Genomic DNA, 18,297 nt, shown 5'->3' with positions numbered 1-18,297 from the left:
GCCTTCCACACCCTGGATAGCTGACGCACCGTCAGCTAACGTCCCCCTCCACACCCGTCCGAAGGGGGCCTGTCATGCCCGTCACGGTCGTCCGCTTCAACCTGGTCGAGCCCGGTGCCACCCCCGCCTCGCTGCGCGGCCGCTACCGGGCGGCCCTGGAGATGGCCGCGTACGCCGATGAGCGGGGCGTGTCCACCGTGCAGACGGAGGAGCACCACGGGGTCGACAACAACTGGCTGCCGTCGCCGTTCGTCTTCGCGGGCGCGGTGTTCGGGGCGACCCGCCGGATCGCGGTGACGGTGTCGGCGGTGATCGGCCCGCTGCACGACCCGCTGCGGCTGGCCGAGGACATCGCCGTACTGGACCTGGTGAGCGGCGGGCGGCTGGTGACCGTCGCGGGGATCGGGTACCGGCCTCAGGAGTACGCCCAGTTCGACGTGGAGTGGAAGGCGCGGGGGCGGCTCCAGGACGAGCTGCTGGAGACCCTGCTCAAGGCGTGGACCGGAGAGCCGTTCATCTATCGGGGCCGTACGGTCCGGGTCACGCCGAGGCCGGGCACCGAGCCGCACCCGCTGTTGCTGGTCGGCGGCTCGTCGAAGGCGGCGGCGCGGCGGGCGGCCCGCCTCGGGCTGCCCTTCTTCCCGAGCGCGCATCTGCCGGAGCTGGAGGCGTACTACAAGGAGCGGCTGGTGGAGTACGGCACGGAGGGCTGGACGACGATGCCCGCCGCCGAGACCCCCCTGCTGCACATCGCCGAGGACCCGGACCGGGCGTGGGCCGAGTACGGCCGGCATTTCCTGCACGAGGCCCGGACGTACGCCTCCTGGCAGTCCCCCGGCATCCGTTCGGCGGTCCGCTCGGCGGCGACGACGGTGGACGAACTGCGCACCGAGGGCGTGTACCGGATCGTCACCCCGGACGAGTGCGTGGCGCTGGGCCTCGACAACTACGTACTGCATCCCCTGGCGGGCGGGATGCCGATCGAGGAGGCCTGGCGGGGTCTGCGGCTGTTCGCGGAGGAGGTGCTTCCGGTACTGGAGGGAGGCGGTGGCGCTACCGGAGCCGCTGGCTGATCACCTTTGACACGCCGTCGCCCTGCATGGACACGCCGTACAGCGCGTCGGCGACCTCCATGGTCCGCTTCTGGTGGGTGATCACGATCAGCTGCGAGGCCTCCTGCAGCTCCTGCATGATCCGGATCAGCCGCTGGAGGTTGGTGTCGTCGAGCGCCGCCTCGACCTCGTCCATCACATAGAACGGGCTGGGCCGCGCCTTGAAGATCGAGACAAGCATGGCGACGGCGGTCAGTGAGCGCTCACCGCCGGAGAGCAGCGAGAGCCGCTTGACCTTCTTGCCCGGCGGCCGGGCCTCGACATCCACGCCCGTGGTGAGCATGTTGTCGGGGTCGGTGAGGATCAACCGGCCCTCTCCCCCGGGGAACAGCCGGCTGAAGACGCCCTCGAACTCCCTGGCCGTGTCCCAGTACGCCTCGGTGAAGACCTGCTCGACGCGCTCGTCGACCTCCTTCACCACCTGAAGCAGATCGGCGCGGGTCTTCTTGAGGTCCTCCAACTGCTCACTGAGGAACTTGTGCCGCTCCTCCAGCGCCGCGAACTCCTCCAGGGCCAGCGGATTGACCTTGCCGAGCTGCTGGTACGCCCGCTCGGCCGCCTTGAGCCGCCGCTCCTGCTCGGCGCGGTGAAACGTCTTCGGCTGGTTGCGGGGGTGCTCCGGGTCCTCCGGCAGCACCTCGCCCTCGGCCGGCGGCGACGGCGGTACGAGCTGGTCGGGCCCGTACTCGGCGACGAGCCCGGCCGGTTCGACGCCCAGTTCCTCCAGCGCCTTGGTCTCCAGTTGCTCTATCCGCATCCGCTTCTCGGCGCCGAGCACCTCACCCCGGTGGACGGAGTCGGTGAGCTTGTCCAGCTCGACCTTGAGATCGCGGCCCTCGGCGCGGGCCCGGGTCAGCTCCTGCTCCCGACGGGCCTTGGCGGCGTCGGCGGCGGTGCGTTCCTCCTCGGCGCGTCCGAGGGAGACCTCGACATGGGCGAGCAGCTGCCGGGCACCGGAGGCGACCGCCTCGGCCACGGCCGCCTCGTGCCGCAGCCGCGCCCGGCGCTGTTCGGCACGCGCGCGTGCCTCGCGTTCCGCGCGGGCGGCCCGGTCGAGCGAATCGGCGCGCCCGGCGAGCCCCTTGACCCGCTCCTCGTGCGTCCGCACCTGAAGCCGGGCCTCCATCTCGGTCTGCCGGGCATTGGCCCCATCCGCCGCGAGCCGATCCCGTACGGAGGTGTCGGGCTCCTCCTCGACGGGCATCTCCTCGGCCACGGCGAGCCGCTCGGCCAGCTCCTCGGCTTCTTCCACGGCCCTGTCGAGTGCCTCCTGCGCGCGGGCGGCGGCGGCCGTGGACCGCTCGGCCTCCCCTGCGGCGCCCCTGGCCTGCCCGGCGAGCCGCCCGAGCTGCTGGGCGACCGCCGACTTCTCCCGCTCGGCGGCCCGGCGCCGCTCCCCCAACTCCTCGACGATCCGCGCCCGTTCCCGCCGCGACTCGACGGCCGCCTCCTGCGCCTCGGCCAACTCCTCGCACCGTACGGCGAGTTCCTCCAGCTCGGCCGCCGCCTCGTCGACGGACGCCTGCACCTCCAGCAGACTGGGCGCTCCCGCCGAGCCGCCGTGGGCGAAGTGGGCGCCGAGGAGGTCGCCTTCGGCGGTGACCGCGGTGAGGTCGGGGCGGGCGTAGATCAGCTCCTCGGCGTCTTCGAGGGTGTCCACGACGACGATGCCGTGGAGCAGTCTGCGGACTGCGGGCATGAGGTCGGCGGGGCCTTTGACGAAGCGGTCGGCTGTGGGGGCCGGGTGGGGTCGTTCGTCGGGTGCGGGTTCGTGGGGGCTGGTCGCGCAGTTCCCCGCGCCCCTTATCGGCACCGCTGTGCCGTCGGATGTCAAGTCCTCCGGCGCCCCCGCCAGCAACAGCGACGCCCGGCCCGCATCCTGCTTGCGTAGCAGGCGGATCGCCTCGGCGGCCGAAGCGGGCGTCGTCACCGCGATGGCGTCCGCCGCCGCGCCGAAGGCTGCCGCCAGGGCTACCTCGTACCCCGGCGTCACCGTCAGCAGCTCAGCGGCCGGTCCCAGCAGTCCGTTAAGGCGGTCCTTCGCCGCGAGCAGCGCGCCCGTGCCGTCCTTGCGGCGTAGGCCCAGGGCCAGGGTCTCGTGGCGGGCCTGGGTGGCGGCGCGGCGGCGTTCCGCGGTGGTGGTGGCCTCGCGGGCCGCGGTCAGGGCCGCCTCGGCCTCGGCGAGGGCACGCTTGGCGGTGTCGTGCCGCTCGGCGAGTTCGGTGTCGTCGGCGTCGAGTCCGTCGACCTCGGCCTTGAGCGCCTCGTACTCCTCCTGGGCGGCGACGGCACGTTCCTGCGCCTCGTCGCGGGCGGCGGCGAGGCGGTCGATCTCGGCCTGGGCGGAGGCGGCGCGGGAGCGGGCGGCGTTGACCTGGCCGTTCAGTCGGGCGAGGGATTCGCGGCGGTCGGCGATCGCGCGGGCGACGTCCTTCAGCCGGCGTTCCTCGACGGTGAGTTCGCGTTCCAGCTCGGCGCGGTGCGCGACCGTGTCCTCCAGCGCGTGCTCGGCGGCTTCGAGGGCCGCTTCGAGTTCGGCCTCCTGTTCGCGGATACGTGCGGCCTCGCGCTCCATGTCCTCGGGGTCGCGGCCCCGGCGTTCCTCGGGCGGGGCCGAGGTGGCGCTCTTGACGCGGGCGTCGGCGAGGGAGATCGTGCCGCGCACCCGTTCGGCCAGCTGCGACAGCTCGTACCAGGTCTCCTGGGCCCGCTGGAGGCGCGGGGTGAGCCGGCGGACCTCGCCCTCCAGGAGGGCTTCCCGCTGGAGCGCCTTCTTCAGCTCGGTCTCGGCGGTCTCCTTGCGGCGCTTGAGCTCGGCCTCGTCGGCGATCTCGTTCTGGAGCGCCGTGCGCAGTCGTACGAGGTCGTCGGCGAGGAGGCGGAGGCGGGAGTCGCGGAGGTCGGCCTGGATGACGGCGGCGCGGCGCGCGACCGCGGCCTGGCGGCCGAGGGGTTTGAGCTGGCGGCGGAGTTCGTCGGTGAGGTCCTGGACGCGGGCGAGGTTGGCCTGCATCGCGTCCAGCTTCCGGAGCGCCTTCTCCTTGCGTTTGCGGTGCTTGAGGACTCCGGCGGCCTCCTCGATGAAGGCGCGGCGGCCCATGGGGTCGGCGTGGAGGACGGAGTCGAGCTGGCCCTGGCCGACGATGACGTGCATCTCGCGGCCGATGCCGGAGTCGGAGAGCAGGTCCTGGATGTCGAGGAGGCGGCAGGTGTCGCCGTTGATCTGGTACTCGCTGCCGCCGTTGCGGAACATGATCCGCGTGATGGTGACCTCGGAGTACTCGATGGGGAGGGCCCCGTCGGAGTTGTCGATGGTCAGGGACACCTCGGCGCGGCCGAGCGGAGGCCTGCCGGTGGTGCCGGCGAAGATGACGTCCTCCATCTTGCCGCCGCGCAGCGACTTGGCGCCCTGTTCGCCCATGACCCAGCTGAGCGCGTCCACGACATTGGACTTGCCCGAGCCGTTCGGTCCGACGACGCACGTGATGCCCGGTTCGAACCGGAGCGTGGTCGCCGAGGCGAACGATTTGAACCCACGGAGGGTCAGGGCCTTGAGGTGCACGCCGCTGGACTCTACCTTCCGGGTTTGTCTCGCTCCATGAACGCGCGGTTTCGCGGATGAACGTGCAGGGCACACCAAACGTTAAAGACGATGAGGAGGCGCGGGAGCGCGGGGGACGCAAAGAGAAAGGGACGCCTGGGAGGGCGCCCCTTGCAGATCTTGACAACTTAGCGGTTGATACGGGCAGCCCAACCACTGCTGTCTTGGTGCGATGCGATGCAGTGATCAGGTGAGCGCAGGCTCCGCCTGGTTCGCGTCGATGCTCTCCAGAAGCGAGTCATGAGAAGCGGCAGCCGTCAGCGCGTCGTTCTCGGCCTGAATCCGTACGAGCTCGGATTCCAGGTCCTGGACACGCTGCTGGAGCCGTCGCATCTCGGCGAGGAGTCGCGGGTCGGAGCCGCCGACGTAACCGAGAAGCGCCTTTGCCATGATGGATGGTCCTCCACACTGAGTGACCGACCGAATCGGTGTGGGTCGTGAGGGAAATCGCACCCGCGGTGCTTGGCACTGTTGAGTTCGAGCTGCCGTTCATCCATGCCAAACAGCTAAGGTGCGCGGGGCTTTCAGCGTCTCACCAAAAAGTTTGACGGTCAACACGATCACGCCCCGTATTGGGCGGTGGCCCGGTGCGCGCGGCCTCGAAACGGGCGACGCTGCGGTGTTTCCGGGGCCTCCGCGAGCCGCCGAAGAGGCGGTGGGGTGCGGGGATCATCCTCTTGGCGGAGCCTGCCACGTCTGGTGCTTCTTGGCAACCACCAGCATGTTTCTGTTTTGTTCATGCTGTTGGCATATGCCAGTGGCCCACCCCTCCCCCTCCCGACCACCCCGGCCCCACGGGACGACTCAGCGGACGGCGAAGCCGTCGTAACCGCCCCTCGGTGTGTCCCAGATCTCGGTGACACCGTCCACGCGCCCGGGCGTGTCGTCACTCTGAAGCCACTCCAGCAGCCCTTGACATCCCTCCCGGGGCCCCTCCGCGACCACCTGCACCCGCCCGTCGGCCAAATTGAGAGCAAAGCCACTCAGCCCGCCGATCTCCAGCGCCCTGGCCCTGGTGAACCAGCGGAAACCCACACCTTGCACCCGTCCGCGCACCCAGACGACCAGCCGTACATCCTCGCTCATGACTGCACGCTAACGGGCCAATGTCTCCCGGGTCTCTTCCTTCTCCGGCGCCATGCTGTACCGTCCCAACCCAATGAATCTCATATGAAACTCACTCCTTCGTGTGAGATTCGTGAAGGCGACGATCACAACGTTGACGATCTCTCCGACGTTGACCGCAGGAACACCGCAAGGACGAGGAAGGCCAGTACATGGGACGCCACCGACGCTCAGCCGCCGGCCGCGCCGCCAGGGACCGCGCCACCGGGGCCGGGGGTACCGGTCCGGAGCCGTACTACGGTCCGGAGAACCTGTACGGGTTCGCCGAGTTCCTGGAGGCCGACGCCGCCGCGACGCGCGCCGGCGGTTCGCGGCGCCGTAAGAAGAGGGCCGTCACGCCCGTGAAGACCGGCCTGCTCGGTGTGTCCGCCGCCGTGGCCCTCGGCACCGTCGCGGTGGCCACCGGGGTGCTGCCGGGCAGCGATCAGTACACGATCAGCGGTGGCAGCAGCGCCGACACCGCCCTTCCCGCGGGCTCGCCCACCAGTGCGGCGAACCAGCAGGGCGGTCTGGGCGGCTCCGCGCAGGAGCAGCAGCGCGAGGACGAGTCCACCAGCCGTGACTCCGAGCGCGAGGCGTCGCCGTCGGCCAGTCCGTCCGAGGCGAAGAAGCCGTCCGGGAAGCCCACCGAGAACCCGGGCAAATCCAACGGCTCGCAGAAGACCAAGAAGCCGAGCACCGAGCCCACCAAGGAGAAGGAGAAGGAGAAGCAGACCACTTCTCCGGCAGAGGTCTCCTCCGAGACGCAGGCCGAGGCCGCGGTGCTCCAGCTGGTCAACGAGGAGCGCGCCAAGGCGGGCTGCGACCCGGTCGCCGCAGACAGCTCGCTGGCCAAGCTCGCCGAGGCGTTCAGCGAGGACATGGCCGCGCGAGGCTTCTTCGACCACACCGACCTCGACGGCCAGGACCCCTGGGACCGGGCCGCCGCCCTCGGCATCACCACTCTCGGCGGCGAGAACATAGCCCGCGGCCAGGCCACCGCCGAGGCGGTCATGGATGCCTGGATGAACAGCGCCGGCCACCGCGCGAACATCCTCAACTGCGACTTCAAGACCCTCGGCGTAGGCGTCCACATGGCCGACGGCGGCCCTTGGTGGACCCAGGACTTCGGGTACTAGGCGCTAGGCCAGGCACCACCCCGGCCCGCTATCTGGAAGTTAGTGCAACCTGTTGGTTAGCGCTGCGCCGGAGTATCCTCGGGGTATGGAATCAGCCGCGCAGACCGCAGTGACGCCCGCGCGGGCCTCCGTGGACGCGGACGGTCCGAGCCTCGACGAGCTGGTGTTCGACGTGTTCGCCAGGAACTGTCCCTCGCGGGGCACCCTGGAGCATGTCACCGGCCGCTGGGGCGGTCTCACGCTCTGCGCGCTGTATGAGGGCACGCTCCGCTTCAACGAGCTGCGGCGACGCGTGGACGGTGTCAGCGAGAAGATGCTCTCCCAGACCCTGCACGCCCTGGAGCGCGACGGCTTGGTCCACCGCGAGGCCCAGCCCACCAACCCGCCCCGTGTGGACTACACCCTCACCCCGCTCGGCCGCGAGGTCTCCGAGCGGCTGATGGCCCTCATCAACTGCTTGGAGGACCGCATGGAGGACGTGCTTCAGGCCCGCGCCCGCTACGACGAGGCGCGCGGCACCCGCTGACACCTGGGGCAGTAGTAGCTGGACCGGTTCATCCAGGGCCGCCGTCGCATCGGGGTGGCACAGCGCCGACAGGGGAGCCCCTCACGGCCGTACGCGTCCAGTGACCGGTCGAAGTACCCCGACTCGCCGTTCACGTTGACGTACAGACTGTCGAAGCTCGTGCCGCCCACCGCCAGGGCCGCGTTCATCACATCCCGTACGTGGCCGAGGAGTTCGGTGGTGCGGGGGCGGGTGAAACCGGCGGTGGGGCGCTCGTAGTGGATGCGTGCGCGCCAAAGCGCCTCGTCCGCATAGATGTTGCCGACCCCGCTGATCAACGACTGGTCGAGCAGGGCCCGTTTGATGGTCGTACGCTTCCGCCGCAGCGCCTGGTGGAAGGCCTCGGCGTCGAACAGGGGGTCCAGGGGGTCGCGCGCGATGTGGGCGATGACGTCCGGGAGCCCTTCGGGGCCGGTGTCGTGCAACGAGAGCCCACCGAAGGTGCGTTGGTCGACGAACCGGAGTTCGGTGCCCAGGGCGTCCGCGAAGCGGACACGGATTCTGAGGTGCTTCTCCTCGGCCGCGTCGTGCCGCTGCACGAGCAACTGGCCGCTCATCCCGAGGTGCGCGAGAACGGCCGTGCCGGTGCCCTCCACCGGGAGCCACAGGTACTTGCCGCGCCGGCTCGGCTCACCGATGCGCTGCCCCTTGAGCCGGTGCGCGAAGTCCTCCGGACCGGCCAGGTGCCGCCGTATGGCCCGGGGATGCAGCACGTCGACATCGGCGACCGCACGCCGGGCGACCCACCGCTCCAGCCCCCGCCGTACGACCTCGACCTCGGGCAGTTCGGGCACGGGGTCCTCCGGAGGTTGGGCGGTTGTACGTGCGGGTGGGTGGGGGCTGGTCGCGCAGTTCCCCGCGCCCCTAAAAGCTTGGGGCTGCGCCCCGTGCTTTTTGCGACAACCCCCACCACCCGAGCTCTCAGGCGAACCCACACCCCGGATCAGGCCGAGGCCACGTCCGAGGTCGGGCCCGGTTCGTCGGCGGAGCCTTTCGCGCGTTCGTCCGCAGCCGCGCGGATGGAACGCCAGGCGGCCTCAGCCGCCTGCTGCTCCGCTTCCTTCTTGCTGCGGCCGGTGCCGGTGCCGTACGAGACGCCTCCGACGCGGGCGGCAGCGGTGAAGGTCTTCTCGTGGTCGGGGCCGGTCTCCGTGACCAGGTACTCGGGCACACCGAGCCCCTCGGTCGCGGTGAGCTCCTGGAGGGACGTCTTCCAGTCCAGGCCGGCTCCGAGGTTGGAGGACTTCTCGATCAGCGGGTCGAACAGGCGGTGCACCAGTTCGGAGGCCGCGCCGAGGCCCTGGTCGAGATAGACCGCGCCGATCACCGCTTCGAGGGTGTCGGCGAGGATGGATGCCTTGTCCCGGCCACCCGTGCCCTCTTCACCGCGGCCGAGCCGGATGAAGGAGCCGAGATCGAGCCCACGGCCCACCTCCGCCAGCGCACGCGAGTTGACCACCGCGGCCCGCAGCTTGGCCAGTTGGCCTTCGGGCAGGTCGGGGTGGGTGGTGTACAGCGTGTCCGTGACCACGAGGCCGAGGACGGAGTCCCCGAGGAACTCCAGGCGCTCGTTGGTGGGCAGACCGCCGTTCTCGTACGCGTACGAACGGTGGGTCAGGGCACGCACCAGAAGGGCGGACTCGAGCTTGTACCCGAGCCGCCCTTCCAGAAGCGTGTGGGACGAGGCCGTGCTGTCCGCCGGACCGGCTCCGTCGGCACGGAGCTTCTTGGCGTCTTGCGCCTTTTTGGGGCTGGACACGGTGCCTCTCACCAGCCGCTCAGACCTCGAGGACCTGGCGCTTGTTGTAGGTGCCGCAAGACGGGCACGCGATGTGCTGCTGCTTGGGCTCGTGGCAGCGCTCGCACGCAACCAGGGTGGGGACCGCAGCCTTCCACTGCGACCGGCGGTGGCGCGTGTTGCTGCGCGACATCTTCCGCTTCGGAACAGCCACGGCTACTTCTCCTGCTTCTCGTCGACACCGGCTTCGGCGCCGCTCATCTCGTCCTTCTCGCCGCCTTCGAGTGAACCGGCGAGTCCCTGCAGTGCCGCCCAACGGATGTCGACGGCGTCATGGTGGTGGTCCGGGTCGTCCGCGAGCCGGGCTCCGCATTCGGAGCACAGGCCGGGGCAGTCGTCCTGGCACACCGGCTGCATCGGCAGTGCGAGCACCACCGCATCGCGCAGCACGGGTTCGAGGTCGAACATGCCGTCCTCGAGGAAGAGCCTGTCCTCGTCGTCCTCGGCGTCGCTGTCGGGCTCCGCGATCACGCGGCCCCGCTCGTCGGCGTCGGGGTACGAGAACATCTCCTGGAAGTCCGCTTCGAGCTCCAGCTCGACCGGCTCCAGACACCTTACGCACTCCCCCTCGGCCCCGGCACGGGCGGTGCCTGTGACGAGCACCCCTTCCATGACCGATTCCAGACGGAGTTCGAGCTCCACCGGGGCGCCTTCCGGCACTCCGATGACCCCCTTGATCCCGAGGTCCTGGGGAGCGTCGACCGAACGCGTCAGACGCTGCAGCGCGCCCGGCCGCCGGCCCAGCTCGTGCGTGTCGAACACGAGGGGGTTGCGGTGGTCGAGGCGGGCGTTCAGAGCCATTTCAACTTTCGATCTTCGAATTCGAAACTCGGGGAGGACGCTGCCCCTGGTGTTCCGGGCAGCGCACGATCGCGGGCGTCTTCCGCAGACAGCGTGAACGCAGGACAGCATGAACGCACGCGCGACCGAAGAGCCAGGATACTGGACCTTTCGCTGTCGGCCCAATCCGCGGTCGGCGGCCCTGGTCGTCCCTCGGTCAGCGGTCCTCGTCGTACGTCGGTCAGCGGCCCTGCTCGTAACGGCGCAGCTGCTCCGCCGTGATCATGGTGGTGTCGAAGAGACTGGTCTCGTCGAGCGTGTTCGGCTGCTGCTGCGCGTACCCCTGGTGGCCCTGCTGCCCGTGCTGATCCTGAAGCCCCTGGTTCGGCTGGTTCGGGTCGTACGAGGGCTGCTGGGGGTAGCCGACGGCGTACGGGTCGGCCTGCGCGTACCCGTAGGGGTCGGCCTGCTGCTGGGGCTGGCCGTACTGCTGCTGGTAGCCGCCGTAGGGGTCCTGCTGGTACGCCGTCGCCGTGTACGCGTCCTGCCGGGCGCCGTACTGGTCCTGCTGGTCCGTGGTCGTGCGGGACTGTGCGCCGGTGGGGGTGTCGGAGAGGGCGGCGAGTTCGGCGAGGTAGTCGGCGTCGCTGGTGGGGCGGGGGGAGTTGCCCCCGTCGTCGTTGAGGGCGAGGGCGCCGAGGTCGTCGGTGGCGATACGGCCGTGGAGCTTCTGCCGGCCCCGGCCGACGGCCTCCAGGGTCTTGGCGAGGACCGCCTCGAAGGCGCCCAGCTTGGCGTCCACGTAGGCGTCGGCGTCGCGGCGCAGGGTCTCGGGGTCGTGGCTGCGCTCGGGGGCGTCGTCTTCTTCAGGGTCCACGTAGCCCTGTTCGTCCAGGCCAGGGCCCGTGCCGAGGAGTTTCTCGCGGCCGCGGCCGACGGAGCCGAGGGTCTTGGTGAGGACGACCTCGAAGTTGGCGAGCTTGGAGTCGACGTAGTCGTCGGCCTCGGCACGGACCTCCTCGGCCTCCTGGCGGGCCTCGGTGAGGATGCGGTCGGCCTCGTTCTGGGAGCGGCGGGCGATCTCGGTGTCGGAGATCAGGGAACCGCGCTCGGCGTGCGCGTTCTCGATGATCCGCTCGGCCTCCTGCCGGGCCCGCTCGACCATGTGGTCGCGGTCGCCGATCAGCTCCTGGGCCTGGGCGAGGGAGTCGGGCAGGGCCGCGCGCAGCTCTTCGAGCAGCGAGAGCAGGTCGGCGCGGTTGACCACGCACGAGGCCGACATGGGCATGCCCCGGGCGCCGGAGACCGCCGAGACGATCTCGTCGAGCTTCTTCTGCACGTCCACCGTGTGGTCCACCGTGTGCTCGCCACTCTCTACAGCTGTGTTGGAGACGGTCGGGTCGACTGTAGCCCCAACCGTCCCGGCTCAGCCGTAGAGCCTCGTCAGTCCTTCTTCAGCCGCGTGTTGAGGGCGTCGAGGACGGCCGGGGGGACGAGGTGGGAGACGTCGCCGCCCCAGGTGGCGACCTCCTTGACGAGGGAGGAGGAGAGGAAGCTGTAGGTGGGGTTGGTGGGGACGAAGAGGGTCTCCACTCCGGAGAGGCCGATGTTCATCTGGGCCATCTGCAGCTCGTAGTCGAAGTCGCTGACGGCGCGCAGGCCCTTGACGATGGCCGGGATGTCGCGCTGCTTGCAGAAGTCGACGAGGAGGCCGTGGAAGGCCTCGACTCTCACGTTCGCGTACTCGGCGGTGACCTCGCGGATCAGCTCGATGCGCTCCTCGACCTCGAAGAGGCCCCTCTTCGACTTGTTGATCATCACCGCGACGTAGACCTCGTCGTACAGCTTGGAGGCGCGGCCAATGATGTCGAGATGTCCGTTGGTGATGGGGTCGAACGACCCGGGACAGACGGCTCGGCGCACTTGGGTTCCCTCGCTCTTCGGTCCGTTCGGTCCGGTCATCATGCGTCTTCGCTCGTAGCGGCGGCGCGACCGTACCAAAACGTTCCCTCGCCGTAGCGACGGGCCCTGATCGCGTCGAAACCGGTGGGCCACCGGAATTCACCGCCCCTGGTGCTGCGCTCCACGGTGACGAGGGCTTCCTCGGCGAGCCAGCCTCCGGTCAGGAGTGTGAGCAGGATCTCGCGAAGATCGTCGTCCGAGACGGCGTACGGGGGGTCGAGGAAGACGATGTCGTACGGCGTGGATGGGGGTGGGCCCTGGATGATCTGTTCGGCTTTGCCGGATCTCACTTCGGCGCCGGGGAGGCCGAGCGATCTGACGTTGTCGCGGACCGTTTTCGCGGCGCGGGCGTCGGCCTCCACGAGGAGGGTGTGGGCGGCGCCTCGGGAGAGGGCCTCCAGGCCTACGGCGCCGGAGCCGGCGTAGAGGTCGAGGACGCGTTCGCCTTCCAGGGGGCCGCCGAGGAGGGCCTGCCAGGTGGAGAAGAGGCCCTCGCGTGCGCGGTCCGACGTGGGCCGGGTTCCTGTGCCGGGCGGCACCGACAGGCGCCGTCCGCCGGCTCGGCCTGCGATCACGCGGGTCATGTGGGGTCCTTCTTCGTGGGCGTTGTGGGCTTCATGGGCGTTGTGGGCTCGTGGGCGTTGTGGGCTCGTGGGCGGCTTTACGGTTCAGTTTGGCAGGCGGGAGGGGGGTGGGTGACTGGTCGGCGTCGGCCGCTTCAGGTGAGTGGGGGCTGGTCGCGCAGTTCCCCGCGCCCCTTAAAAGACAGGTCGGCGGCCGCCAGCGGAGACAAGCGGCACCGTCTCTCTCCAGCACCCATCCGCCATCCCCCTGGCCCCTGGCCCCTGGCCCCTGGCCCCTGGCCCCTGGCCCCTGGCCCCTGGCCCCTGGCCCCTGGCCCCTGGCGAGCAACGAGCGGCGAGTGGCCGGTGTTGCTCAGCCCTTGTCCAAGTACTGTTCCCTCTCCTCGTCCAGCAGGGCGTCCAGGGCTGTTCGCAGGCCGGGGAGGTGCCGCAGCTCGGGGTCGGCCGCCACCACCGCCGCTGCCTCCTCCCTCGCCTCGGCGATGATCTCCTCGTCCTCGATCACGGCCAGCATGCGCAGGCTGGTGCGGGCGCCGGACTGGGCCTGGCCGAGGACGTCGCCCTCTCGGCGTTGTTCCAGGTCGATACGGGAGAGTTCGAAGCCGTCGAGGGTGGAGGCGACGGCGTTCAGGCGCTGGCGGGCCGCGCTGGCTTCCGGCATCTCCGTGACCAGGAGGCAGAGGCCCGGGGCGGAGCCTCGGCCCACCCGGCCGCGGAGCTGGTGGAGCTGGGAGACGCCGAAGCGGTCGGCGTCCATGATCACCATGGCCGTCGCGTTCGGGACGTTGACGCCGACCTCGATGACCGTGGTGGCGACCAGCACATGGGTCTGACCGGCGGCGAAGCGGCGCATCACCGCGTCCTTGTCGTCGGGGTGCATACGGCCGTGCAGCACCTCGACCTTGAGGCCCTGGAGGGGGCCTTTGGTCAGTTGGTCCGCCACGTCGAGGACCGCCAGAGGCGGGCGCTTCTCGGCCTCGTCCTCCGGCGACCTCTTGGCCTTCTTCGGGTCGTCCTCCTCGTCCCCGATGCGCGGGCAGACCACATACGCCTGGTGGCCGGCCTCGACCTCCTCGCGGACGCGCTCCCACGCGCGGGCGAGGAAGTGGGGTTTGTCGGCTGCCGGGACGACATGGCTGGCGATGGGTGAGCGGCCGGCGGGGAGTTGGTCGAGGACCGAGGTCTCCAGGTCGCCGAAGACGGTCATGGCGACCGTGCGCGGGATGGGGGTGGCCGTCATCACGAGGAGGTGGGGCGGCTGCTTGCCCTTGCCCCGGAGGGCATCGCGCTGCTCGACGCCGAAGCGGTGCTGCTCGTCCACGACGACCAGGCCGAGGTCGTGGAACTGCACCTTGTCCTCGATCAGCGCGTGGGTGCCGATGACGATCCCGGCCTCGCCGGTGACCAGGTCGAGCAGTGCCTGGCGGCGGGCGGCGGCCCCCATCGACCCCGTCAGCAGCACCACCTTGGTGGCGTGCTCGGCCCCGCCCAGCATCCCGCCCTCGGCCAGCTCACCCATCATCTCGGTGACCGACCGGTGGTGCTGCTGGGCGAGCACCTCGGTGGGCGCCAGCATCGCGGCCTGTCCGCCCGCGTCGACGACGGCGAGCATGGCGCGCAGGGCCACCATCGTGTTGTGGGTCACCGTGAAGTTGTCGGTGATGTAGGCATGGCTCGGGTGGGCGACGCTGATGCACTGGACCGGCTTCCGTCCCACGTGCTCGACCGCCCGAATCCCGCGTCGGAATGTGTTGTATTCCGGGCGGGGGCCCAGCTGTTCAGCCTTGCGTGTCAATCTGAACGGGGCGTACACGTCGGGCAGAGACACGGAGACACTGAACGCCTCCCGCTTCGGCAAGATCTGTGCCCGACCTCCCAACGAGCGCGCCAGCCAGGCGACGTCCTCCGCGAGCGTCCGCGAGACCGAGCGGAACGAGGTGCTGAAGCCGCCCGTGTCGACAGTGCCGTCGGTGTCCATGAGCCCTTGGAGCACGGCCAGGCGGTTCTTGATCGACGTGTTCTTGAACGCTTCGGGAACGAATGTGCCATGCGACGTCACGCCCCAAAGACTCAAGTCCCGCAAGGTCTGGATCAGTGGATGGCGAGCGCCGCCCGTTCGGCGGGTCAGCTGGATCGTGTAGTCGCAGCGAGATCCCTCCACCGGAACCAGTCGGCATTCCGGTGCCACGGCGACCGCTACCGCGTCACGGATCTCGGCGTCGATCGTGGACAGGCGCAGGTTGTGGCGGAATGAGCCGTCGCCCAGGAGGAGGCCGAGCAGGTACGGATCGAGAGGGAGACCGGAGTCGTCCCCGAGGTCAACCGGCGTGGCCGTTGGGAGATACCACTTCGAAGATCCGTTGGCTTTGGACGTGTCAAGGCGGATCTCCCGAGTCGTCATGACCTTGGGGGGCCGGCCACGGCGCCATCCACAACCAGTGCCGACGATCCAAAGGTGTTCGTCGTCGCACTCGACGGAACTTCCGTCGGAAAGGACCAGCCGCCAGACATCGCGCGCCCCTTGCGGGAAGACGCCGTCGATCAGCGCGATCTCTCCGTCCGGCACGATGACTTCGTCCCCCACCCTCAAGTCCCCCATGCGGCGGAAACCGGCGGGTGTGAGCACGAGCGAGTCGAGAGGCTGAGCCTTGCCCGAACCCACCTCTCCCTGAAGCAGCCGGTGCATCGGATGCTCTGTCGCCAGGTCGTCGAAGATCTCCTTGGAGACCTTCTGCTGGCCCTGGGTGAGGGTGAAGGGGAGGCGGGCGTCGAAGGCGGTGAGGAGGCCGCCGGGGGTGGGTGTGCGGGCCACCGCGGGGAGCTGGGCGTCGGCATGGCGGCGGCGGGCCAGGGCGACCTGGAGGACGAAGGCCTCGTCCCACTTCAGGCGGTCCCGGGCGCTTTCGATGTCCGCCTTGGTGTGGGGGCGGTGGATCTTCAGCAGGGCCTCGGGGAGCGGGACCAGGCCCCGGCCCTCTCGCAACGACTCAGGCAGCGGGTCGACGGCCTCCTGGGCGCTCGGCAGGACCGTCTGGACCGCCTTGGCGATCTTCCAGGACTCCAGCTTGGCGGTGGCCGGGTAGAGGGGGATGAGGGCACCGGCCCAGCTGTCGACCGTCTCCGACACGTCTTCGCCGCGCAGCAGTTCGTATGCCGGGTGGGCCAGCTGGAGGCGGCGGTTGAAGACGGAGACCTTGCCGGCGAAGAGGGCTCGGGTGCCGGGGAGGAGTTCCTTGTGGGGTTTGTGCACGCCGTTGCCGAAGAAGACGAGCTGGAGGCGGCCGCTGCCGTCCGTGATGGTGACTTCGAGGCGCTGGCCCTTGCCCCGGGGCGCCTTGGCGGAGGCGAAGGTGTGGAGGCGGGCGTCGGCGACCTGGGCGACGACCGTGACGTGCTCGTCCATGGGCAGGTCGGCGAGGTGGGTGAGCTGGCCGCGCTCCTCGTACCTGCGGGGATAGTGGTGCAGCAGATCCCCGACGGTGTGCAGGCCGAGGTGCTCGGCCATCACCTTCGCGGTGGCGGCACCGAGCGAGTTCTTGAGCGGTTCTTCGAGCGCGGGCACGAGATCCATTGCACACCACGCCACTGACAATCCCGTGAATGTCCTTGAAATCCGCTGGTCAGACGGGTCGTTCGGGCCTAGGATGACGCACTCCCGGGCCCAGCAGTCGGGCCCGGCCGCACCTCGTCCGCATCCCGTCCGCGGTCACCCTCTCGCGGGACCGCCCGACCCCGCCGCCGTCGCCAGAATCCCACCCCACCGGCGCTGCGACGATGGATTCAATGACCTCACAGTCATCCCAGGCACCTCGGACATCCCAGTCACCCCAGTCGCCTCATACGTTCCAGGTCGATCTGCGTGGCCTGGTGGATCTGCTCTCGCACCACCTCTATTCCAGTCCCAAGGTCTATCTGCGCGAGCTGCTGCAGAACGCCGTGGACGCCATCACCGCGCGCCGGGCCGAGCAGCCCGACGCGCCCGCCCGGGTACGGCTGTTCGCCGAGGGCGGCGCGCTGCGGGTGGAGGACTCCGGCATAGGGCTCACCGAGTCCGATGTGCACGATCTGCTGGCCACGATCGGCCGCAGCTCCAAGCGGACCGACGGGATCGCCGACGGGCTCCAGGAGGTCCGCTCGGACTTCCTGGGCCAGTTCGGCATCGGGCTGCTCGCCTGCTTCGTGGTCGCCGAACGCATCCGCGTGGTGAGCCGCAGCGCCCGTACGCCCGGGGCGCCGCCCGTGGAATGGACGGCGACCGACGACGGCTCGTACACCGTGCGGACGCTGCCCGACGAGGCGCGCCCCGAACCGGGTACGACCGTGCACCTGGTGGCGCGGCCCGGCGCGGACGAATGGCTCTCCCACGCGCGCGTGCTGACGCTGGCGCGGGACTTCGGTTCGCTGCTGCCGTACGACGTGCGGGTGGGCGAGGAGTCGGTCACCGATCTGCCCGCGCCCTGGGACCGCCGCTACCCGTCCCCGGCGACCCGGCGGGTGGCTCTGGCGCGGCACTGCCACGACCTGTTCGGGTTCACGCCGTTGGACGCGATCGAGTTGGACGTTCCGCTCGCCGGGATACGGGGGGTGGCGTATGTGCTGCCGTCGTCGGTGAGTCCGGCCCAGCGGGCCGGTCACCGGGTGCATCTGAAGGGCATGCTGCTCACCGAACGGGCCGAACAGCTGTTGCCGGACTGGGCGTTCTTCGTGCGCTGTGTGCTCGACACGGACAGTCTGCGGCCCACGGCGTCGCGCGAGTCGCTGTACGAGGACGAGATGCTGTCGGCCGTACGGGAGGCGCTCGGGGAGAGGATTCGCGGGTGGCTGACCGGGCTGGCCGCCGGTGATCCGGAGCGGCTGGCGGCCTTCCTGTCGGTGCACTACCTGGGGGTGAAGTCCCTGGCGCGGCACGACAAGGAGATGCTGCGCACGATGCTGCCGTGGCTGCCCTTCGAGACGACCGACGGACGGCTGTCCCTGGAGGAGTTCGCGCAGCGGCACCCGGTGGTGCACTTCACGCGCACGGTGGAGGAGTACCGCCAGGTGGCGCCGATCGCGTCCGCGCAGGGCGTCGGCGTGGTCAACGGCGGTTACACGTATGACAGCGAGTTGGTGGAGGCGTTGCCGTCGGTGCGGCCGGGGACGGTGGTCGCCGAGCTGGACGCCGACACGGTGACCGCGCATCTGGACGCGCTGGACGCGGACGAGGAGTTGGCCCTGGCGGGCTTTCTGACGGCCGCGCGGGCCAAGCTGGACCCGCTGGGGTGCGATGTGGTGCTCCGGGCCTTCCATCCGCTGTCGGTGCCCGCGCTGCACCTGGACGACCGGTCCTCCCGGCATGAGCAGGCCCGCGCGGAGGCCGAGGAGCAGGCCGACGACCTGTGGGCGGGCATCCTCGGCTCGCTGCGCGGCAGTGCCCCGCGCGCGCGGCTGGTGCTCAACCATCTCAACCCGCTGATCCGGCGGATCGGTTCCCTGAAGGACCCGGAGCTGATCGGCACCGCCACCGAGTCCCTCTACGGGCAGGCCCTGCTGATGGCGCAGCGCCCGCTCAGGCCCGCCGACTCGGCGCTGCTGAACCGCGCCTTCATCGGCCTGCTGGAGTGGGCCACGCACAGCGAGAACGGCAACGGGGAGGGCGGCCGTCAGTGAGTG

The 18,297-nt window shown here is 70.1% G+C and carries 15 protein-coding genes; 4 read left to right on the top strand and 11 right to left on the bottom strand.

The window, feature by feature from the left end; translation table 11 throughout:
• The first annotated feature begins 74 nt into the window (after positions 1-74).
• On the top strand, positions 75-1,073 hold the full coding sequence (locus ACWD4G_RS13300) for an LLM class flavin-dependent oxidoreductase (protein WP_451292797.1): 999 nt from the start codon (positions 75-77) through the stop codon (positions 1,071-1,073).
• Here the strand turns inward: ACWD4G_RS13300 and smc are convergent.
• From smc to ACWD4G_RS13285, 3 genes are all read right to left on the bottom strand, one after another.
• Entirely contained in the window at positions 1,054-4,674 is a 3,621-nt protein-coding gene (gene smc / locus ACWD4G_RS13295) for a chromosome segregation protein SMC (protein ID WP_451292796.1), read from the bottom strand. The two genes, ACWD4G_RS13300 and smc, sit on opposite strands and share 20 nt — an antisense overlap.
• A 225-nt stretch (positions 4,675-4,899) precedes the next feature.
• The gene (locus ACWD4G_RS13290; protein WP_451292795.1) at positions 4,900-5,103 is read right to left on the bottom strand and encodes a hypothetical protein; all 204 of its coding nucleotides are present in this window, start codon (positions 5,101-5,103) and stop codon (positions 4,900-4,902) included.
• Positions 5,104-5,517: 414 nt separating this feature from the next.
• Positions 5,518-5,799 (bottom strand): acylphosphatase, encoded by a 282-nt coding sequence (locus tag ACWD4G_RS13285; RefSeq protein ID WP_451292794.1) that lies wholly within the window; start codon positions 5,797-5,799, stop codon positions 5,518-5,520.
• 191 nt (positions 5,800-5,990) lie between these two features.
• Between ACWD4G_RS13285 and ACWD4G_RS13280 the strand changes: the two genes are divergently transcribed.
• Positions 5,991-6,956 carry a CAP domain-containing protein gene (locus ACWD4G_RS13280; RefSeq protein ID WP_451292793.1) on the top strand — a complete coding sequence of 322 codons (966 nt, stop codon included), beginning with the start codon at positions 5,991-5,993 and terminating at the stop codon, positions 6,954-6,956.
• A gap of 85 nt (positions 6,957-7,041) precedes the next feature.
• The gene (locus ACWD4G_RS13275) at positions 7,042-7,482 is read left to right on the top strand and encodes a winged helix-turn-helix transcriptional regulator (RefSeq protein WP_451292792.1); all 441 of its coding nucleotides are present in this window, start codon (positions 7,042-7,044) and stop codon (positions 7,480-7,482) included.
• Here the strand turns inward: ACWD4G_RS13275 and mutM are convergent.
• The 8 genes from mutM to ACWD4G_RS13235 form a co-directional block, all read right to left on the bottom strand.
• Entirely contained in the window at positions 7,455-8,315 is an 861-nt protein-coding gene (mutM, locus tag ACWD4G_RS13270; protein WP_451292791.1) for a bifunctional DNA-formamidopyrimidine glycosylase/DNA-(apurinic or apyrimidinic site) lyase, read from the bottom strand. The two genes, ACWD4G_RS13275 and mutM, sit on opposite strands and share 28 nt — an antisense overlap.
• A 149-nt stretch (positions 8,316-8,464) precedes the next feature.
• Complete coding sequence (rnc, locus tag ACWD4G_RS13265) at positions 8,465-9,292, bottom strand: ribonuclease III (RefSeq protein WP_451292790.1); 828 nt, start codon at positions 9,290-9,292, stop codon at positions 8,465-8,467.
• A gap of 7 nt (positions 9,293-9,299) precedes the next feature.
• Positions 9,300-9,473: a 50S ribosomal protein L32 gene (gene rpmF, locus ACWD4G_RS13260; protein ID WP_003951102.1), complete on the bottom strand. Its 174-nt coding sequence runs from the start codon at positions 9,471-9,473 to the stop codon at positions 9,300-9,302.
• 2 nt (positions 9,474-9,475) lie between these two features.
• The gene (locus ACWD4G_RS13255) at positions 9,476-10,120 is read right to left on the bottom strand and encodes a YceD family protein (RefSeq protein WP_451292789.1); all 645 of its coding nucleotides are present in this window, start codon (positions 10,118-10,120) and stop codon (positions 9,476-9,478) included.
• Between the two features lie 220 nt (positions 10,121-10,340).
• Positions 10,341-11,444 carry an ATP synthase F0 subunit B gene (locus tag ACWD4G_RS13250; RefSeq protein WP_451292930.1) on the bottom strand — a complete coding sequence of 368 codons (1,104 nt, stop codon included), beginning with the start codon at positions 11,442-11,444 and terminating at the stop codon, positions 10,341-10,343.
• Positions 11,445-11,542: 98 nt separating this feature from the next.
• A complete protein-coding gene (coaD, locus tag ACWD4G_RS13245) occupies positions 11,543-12,022 on the bottom strand; it encodes a pantetheine-phosphate adenylyltransferase (RefSeq protein ID WP_451292788.1) in 480 nt (159 codons plus the stop codon).
• Between the two features lie 38 nt (positions 12,023-12,060).
• Positions 12,061-12,645, bottom strand: a complete 585-nt coding sequence (gene rsmD, locus ACWD4G_RS13240) for a 16S rRNA (guanine(966)-N(2))-methyltransferase RsmD (protein ID WP_451292787.1) — start codon at positions 12,643-12,645, stop codon at positions 12,061-12,063.
• A gap of 352 nt (positions 12,646-12,997) precedes the next feature.
• Positions 12,998-16,216 (bottom strand): helicase-related protein, encoded by a 3,219-nt coding sequence (locus ACWD4G_RS13235; RefSeq protein WP_451292786.1) that lies wholly within the window; start codon positions 16,214-16,216, stop codon positions 12,998-13,000.
• A gap of 203 nt (positions 16,217-16,419) precedes the next feature.
• Here ACWD4G_RS13235 and ACWD4G_RS13230 point away from each other — a divergent pair, with 203 nt between their 5' ends.
• Positions 16,420-18,294, top strand: coding sequence for an HSP90 family protein (locus ACWD4G_RS13230; RefSeq protein ID WP_451292785.1), 1,875 nt, complete (start codon positions 16,420-16,422; stop codon positions 18,292-18,294).
• The last annotated feature ends 3 nt before the right edge of the window (positions 18,295-18,297 follow it).

This window comes from Streptomyces sp. NPDC002643 (assembly GCF_053592555.1).
The sequence above is the reverse complement of the archived record's forward strand: the minus strand, read 5'-3'. Positions and strand labels throughout refer to the sequence as shown.